3 protein-coding genes and 1 pseudogene are annotated in these 3,835 nt (G+C 53.5%); all 4 read right to left on the minus strand.

From position 1 onward, the window contains the following. Positions 1 to 469: pseudogene (locus PAT3040_RS39205) on the minus strand (glycoside hydrolase family 3 N-terminal domain-containing protein); the annotation flags it as partial. A gap of 69 nt (positions 470 to 538) precedes the next feature. Then, positions 539 to 1,945, minus strand: a complete 1,407-nt coding sequence (locus PAT3040_RS30665; protein ID WP_108995663.1) for a sulfatase family protein — start codon at positions 1,943 to 1,945, stop codon at positions 539 to 541. Positions 1,946 to 1,978: 33 nt separating this feature from the next. After that, complete coding sequence (locus tag PAT3040_RS30670; protein WP_087571397.1) at positions 1,979 to 2,839, minus strand: carbohydrate ABC transporter permease; 861 nt, start codon at positions 2,837 to 2,839, stop codon at positions 1,979 to 1,981. 15 nt (positions 2,840 to 2,854) lie between these two features. Next, a complete protein-coding gene (locus tag PAT3040_RS30675) occupies positions 2,855 to 3,745 on the minus strand; it encodes a carbohydrate ABC transporter permease (RefSeq protein WP_087571396.1) in 891 nt (296 codons plus the stop codon). Positions 3,746 to 3,835 lie beyond the last annotated feature (90 nt).

Consider the following 3,835-nt stretch of genomic DNA (forward strand, 5'->3'; position numbering starts at 1 on the left):
GATCCTCGCCCGTAGACTCCATCACCCGTCCCCAGCGCGGATCGCGGGTCAGATCTGCCATCGGAGAGAATGTGACATGAATGCCCGCCACGGCCGACTCTTTCGCCGCAATCGCAGCCGAACGTTCCGCCATGTCAAGATCCCACGAACAGCCTAGCGCCAGAGGCACCGGAAAGATCGTGCGATAGCCATGGATAACGTCCGCCATCGTTAGCAGCGGGATGTTTAGCCGGTTATGCTTCAGGTGGGCTTCCTGAATCGCGATCGCTTCTTCGGCGCCGCCGAGCCCCAGCACGGATCCGGTCTGGCGAACCGTCTCCTCGGTAATGCCCATCCCTTCGAGCGGTCCCGTAATTTGGCCGGCGCTGTTCGCCCCTTCGTAGAAAGCAGGCGCCAGCTGTAGCAGTTGATTAACCTTCTCCTCCAGCGTCATCTCGTCCAGCAATCGTTGCAATTCGTAATCGTTCACTGCGTCATTCCTCCAAGCTTCCACTGAAATCCCGACGTTCGCCGAAGCCGAATAGGATTCCGACGTCTTCTAGTGGATATATTCGTCCTGCACCTCGTCCATCAGACGCTCCAATTGCTTTGTAAGCGCGGCAATCCGGTCTGCATAATCAGGGTTGTCGTATACATTGTTTAACTCGTACGGATCCTGCTCCAGGTCGAAGCACTCCCATTCCGGCGGCCGGTTTTCGTCCCGCGAGTCCGTCGTGCCTAACGCCTGCGCGTAATAGTAGATAAGCTTGTAGCGATGAGTGCGGATGCCGTAATGCGAATAAACCTCGTGAATGCCGTCCAGATGCATCCAATAGCGATAAACCATCGCCGTTCTCCAGTCCTCCGGCCTTTCACCGTTTAACAGCGGCCGAATGCTGCCGCCCTGCATCCGCTCATGAACCGGCAATCCGGCATACTCCAGAAACGTAGGCGCAAAATCCGTGTTCAAAATGATATCCCCACACACGCCGCCCGGCTTGATTTCCTTCGGATATCGAATCAGGAACGGCATGCGCAGCGATTCCTCGTACATGAACCTTTTGTCGAACCAGCCATGGTCGCCCAGAAAGAAACCTTGATCCGACGTATAGATGACGATCGTATCCTCAGCCAGCCCTTTCTCGTCAAGGTAGTCCAGCATCCGCCCGACGTTATCGTCAATGGAAGCGATACAGCGCAAATAATCCTTGATGTAGCGCTGATACTTCCACTTCCGTACTTCCTCCGGCGACAAGCCTTCGGGAGGCGGTCCTTTCGTATCGAGCTCGTTCAGGTCATCGATGCGCATCTTCGCCTGGACGGCAGCCTGCGAGCGGGTCGCATAATCGTCATTAAACGTCTCCGGCTCGGGAATATCGATATCCTCGTACAGATGCTTGTGCTTCTCGTCCGGTTCCCAATGGCGATGCGGCGCCTTATGATGGCACATCAGCATAAACGGGCGTTCCGGATCCCGATTATCGATCCACTCCAACGACTTGTCCGTGATGACATCCGTAACGTAACCATCGAACGTTTTCCTTGTCCCCATTTCGTAGAAATCGGGATTAAGGTACTCACCCTGATCCGGCAACACGCTCCAATAATCGAAGCCGGTCGGATCGTGAAATCCCCCATGGCCCAGATGCCACTTGCCGATGATGGCCGTCTGATAACCGTCCGCCTGGAGCAGCTTGGGAAAGGTAACCTGCCTGCCGTCGAGATCGTCGCCAAGCGTCTTTACTCCGTTGACGTGATTGTAAGCACCCGTCAAAATCGTAGCGCGGCTCGGGGCACAGATCGAATTGGTGCAAAAGCAGTTATCGAAGCGCATCCCCTCGTCCGCCAACCGATCCAGATTCGGCGTTGCGTTAATCCGGCTGCCGTAAGCGCCGATCGCATGCGAAGCGTGGTCGTCCGACATGATAAACAAAATGTTCGGGCGACTGCGTAAAGCTGAAGTCATCCTCGCACCTTCCTTTTCCCATGAAAAATACTCTTATTTCAATCCGGAAATCGTGAAGTTTTCAATAATGTGTTTCTGGAAGTAAGTGAACAACACGATGACCGGCGCCACCATAAACGTAGCTCCCGCCATCTGCAGACCGAAGTTCGCCGCGTATTGTCCCTTTAGCAAGGATAGTCCGACGGACAACGTATACAGGCTCTCGTCGTTCGCGATAATGAGGGGCCAAAGGAAGCTGTTCCAGCCCGCGATGAACGTCAAAATCGCCTGAACCGCCAAAATCGGCTTCGAGATCGGCAAGGCGATCTGCAAGAAGATGCGGTATTCGCTTGCGCCGTCCAGACGCGTAGCCTCCAGCAGCTCCGTCGGAATGGTCGACATAAACTGTCGGAACAAGAAGATCGCGAATGCGCCTACGAGACCCGGCAGGACAATGCCCGTCATCGTATTCGTTAAGCCCAGCGAGTTTAGAATGAGATAAACCGGGATCATCGTTACCTGGCTCGGGATCATCATCGTGGCGAGCACCAGGACGAACAATCCGTTGCGGCCTTTAAAATCGTATTTGGCGAAGCCGAAGCCGGCCAGCGCGTTAAGCATCAGACCTCCGAACGAGAACAGGACGATGATCAGCGTGTTTTTAAGGTATACGCCAAAGTTCATATTCTCGAACAGGTAGCTGAAATTGTAAGTCGTAAACGTTGCCGGCCAAAAGGTTGGCGGAATCTGCACGATCTCGCTCTCCGGCTTAAAGGAGGACAAAACCATCCAGAAGAACGGCAGAAGGAAAAATATACCGCCAATGGTCAGCAAGATGCCGGATATCCACTGGAACGTTAAGTTGCCTTCGCGATCCCGCGCCCCTCCTTTTTTCCCTGCGACAGTTGTACGCATGATGTTATCCCCCCTTTAAGTCATGTCCGACTCGTTCTTCTGCAGCCTGAGCTGAACGAGCGTCACGGCGATAATGCAGACAAACAGAACGAAGGAACCGGCGGCTGCATAGCCGAAGTTGTTGAATTTAAAGCCGTTTTGGTAGATAAAGAGCGCTACGGACAACGTGCCGTCGAGCGGACCGCCTTCCGTCATGACGAACGGCTCTTCGAAAAATTGCAGCCAACCGATCATCGTCGTGATGGACACGAAGAAGATCGCGAAGCGCAGCATTGGAATCGTAATGCTCGTCACTTGCTGCCAGGTGTTCGCTCCATCGAGCTGGGCGGCTTCATAATAAGTTTTCGGAATGCCTTGAAGCGCCGCGATGAAGATAATCATATTGAGGCCGATCGCTTTCCAGATCGCAAGCAGGATCAGGGACAGCTTGGCTATCGTCGGTTCCGTCAGCCAAGGCACATCCGGCAGACCTACCGAGTTCAGGAGGTAGTTAAACAGGCCAAGCGCAGGATTATAAAGATAACTCCAGACAACCGCAACGGCAACGATATTGGTTACGGAAGGGAGGTAATAGACGACTCTAAAGGCTTTGAAGATTCGGGACGTGCCCAGATTGATCAGCAAAGCGATGGTTAAGGAGAACAGGATAACGAGCGGTACCCCGATTGCGACGTAGAAGAGCGTGTTGAGTATAGCCTTCAGGAAGACGGGATCCTTTAGCACTTCGACATAATTTTCGAAGCCAATAAACGAAACCCTGTCCCAATTCGCGAGTCCCCTTAAATCCATGTCCGTAAAGCTGATCACAAGCGCGACCACAATCGGTACGATGGAGAACAACGTAAGTAGCAGCAAAGTCGGCGCAATAAAAAAATATGGCGCCTGCCTATTCATAAACCCTTTCATCACCTTGAACCTCACATCCTTCTTCATGCCGAAAACGGCATATATAGGAAGCGGGCCGGCCTATACAGCCGGCCCGCTTCGGGCGCTTGC

The sequence above is a fragment of the Paenibacillus agaridevorans genome, from assembly GCF_003112455.1.
In the GTDB taxonomy this organism is placed as follows: Bacteria; Bacillota; Bacilli; order Paenibacillales; family Paenibacillaceae; genus Pristimantibacillus; species Pristimantibacillus agaridevorans.

What these genes read in the sequence shown, in the direction of transcription:
- PAT3040_RS30665 (WP_108995663.1), bottom strand. Translation starts at nt 1,945, where the DNA reads ATGACTTCAGCTTTACGCAGTCGCCCGAACATTTTGTTTATCATGTCG.
- PAT3040_RS30670 (WP_087571397.1), bottom strand. Translation starts at nt 2,839, where the DNA reads ATGCGTACAACTGTCGCAGGGAAAAAAGGAGGGGCGCGGGATCGCGAA.
- PAT3040_RS30675 (WP_087571396.1), bottom strand. Translation starts at nt 3,745, where the DNA reads ATGAAAGGGTTTATGAATAGGCAGGCGCCATATTTTTTTATTGCGCCG.